Annotated in this window: 1 protein-coding gene and 1 riboswitch; the gene reads left to right on the top strand. The window is 54.8% G+C overall.

The window, feature by feature from the left end; all coding sequences use genetic code 11:
- Nucleotides 1-1,585, top strand: a 1,585-nt coding sequence (locus tag SO156_RS45730; RefSeq protein ID WP_498539450.1) for a glycosyltransferase, incomplete at its 5' end; no start/stop codon positions are given.
- A 118-nt stretch (nucleotides 1,586-1,703) separates the two neighbouring features.
- Nucleotides 1,704-1,827, top strand: a riboswitch (cobalamin riboswitch). This riboswitch is flagged as partial in the annotation.

The raw sequence follows: 1,827 nt of genomic DNA, 5'->3' as shown, positions 1-1,827 counted from the left end.
GCTTGAGACCTATGGATATGACGTTGTCTCCTGCGCGATGCAACAATTCGGGAGCACTAATGAAAAAATCGGAATTCTTGATGACCCGATACTTTCGGATATGGTCGAAGGTAATCATGTTCTGACCTGCGCAGTATTTCGTCATAGCCTTTGGCAAAAGGCTGGCGGCTTTCGCGACACTGATCGCGCGATCACCGGACATGTCTACGAGGACTGGCTGTTTTGGGCGCGGCTCGCTGCAATGGGAGCAAGAATCCACAACTTTTCCAAGGAGCATTTGTTCTTGTATCGCCGGCACGGTCCAAGCCTGAGCACCCAGTCGGATCTATACAGCATGGCCATTCACCGTAAGCTAATTCAGGAAGCGCTGGGCGATCTTGTCACGCCTGCAGCGCACCGAAACTCGCGCCTCGCTGCGGCAACCGACAAGCGTCCGGAAGCTCCCCTTCGAAACTTCACGGGGCGACCTTACCGAAGCCGCGGAAAGCCTTCGATCCTTCTCGCGCTTCCGTTCACGATCATAGGCGGGGCAGAGCGGCTGCTCAGCAGCATCGTCGCGCATCTTGCTAAAGAAGGATGGAGCATAACAGTTATCACCTCGATCGATCCTGGTCACGAGCACGGCGACGCGACAAGCTGGTTCGAGGAAGCAGCTGCGGAAATCTTCCATTTGCCGCGCTTCCTTACCATCGATCGATGGCCAGACTTCGTGTCCTACTTGATTGCCTCGCGCGAGATAGATGTCGTCTGGATCGCAGGCAGCGCTTTCATGTACAATCATCTGCCTGTCCTTCGTGCGAAATTTCCGAAGCTGAAAGTGGCCGATATGCTGTTCAACACGGTCGGCCACACAAGAAGCAATCGGAAATATGCTGAGCTCATCGACCTAAATTTCGTGGAAAATCGAGAGGTGTTACGGTTCCTGAAGGATGCGGGAGTGTCTTTAGATCGCGTCCAGCAGATCTCCAGCGGGATCGACCTCGACAGGTACGTGCCAAGCTCACGAGACGCTTCCGTGGTGGATCGACTGAGCGCGACATCGGAAGAGCTTATCGTCGGCTTTTCGGGGCGATGGTCCGAGGAAAAGGATCCTTTGGCTTTTGTCGAGGTCGCACAGAAACTATCGCACTTGCCAATCCACTTTGTAATGACTGGAGCCGGGGCGCTTCGCTCCAGCATTGAAAGTGCTCTTGTAAGGGCAAATCTCGGCGGTCGCTTCCATCTCATCGGGGAGGTTGAAGATGTCCGTCCATGGATTGCATCATACGATGTGCTCGTGCTGCCTTCGCGGCTGGATGGTCGGCCGGTAGTCGTGTTAGAGGCGCTCGCGCTCGGAGTTCCAGTTATTGCTTCCGCCGTTGGTGGATTGCCGGAGCTCATACAGGATGGCGTAAACGGCTTTCTTTGCCAGCCGCGACAGATTTGCGAATTTGCCAATAGAATTGAAAAGCTCGCGCTCGATCGGAATTTGCTCAAAGGGATGAAGCAAGCTGCGAGAGCCGGCGCCGAGAGAAGCCTCGACGCGCGTAAGATGCTTTCTCGCTATGAGCAAGGATTGAGAGCATTAGCCGGCCGTGCGAATTGACTATGGTGGCGACCCATCAGAAGCATTCTTGAGCTCGTCAATACTAGATAACTGATTGGGGATGGCCGTCCGCGTGCACCCCCATGAAATCAATCATTGACAGCTTGCCTCGAATATCTCCATATATGGGTGTCACGGTCCTGCTGCATCGCAAGATGTAGTGGCTAAGAGGGAAGCCGGTGAACTGCGCCTTTGGTGCGGAATTCCGGCGCTGCCCCCGCAACTGTCAGCAGCGAGCTGCT

It is taken from the genome of Bradyrhizobium sp. UFLA05-125 (assembly GCF_059803515.1).
The sequence above is the reverse complement of the archived record's forward strand: the minus strand, read 5'-3'. Positions and strand labels throughout refer to the sequence as shown.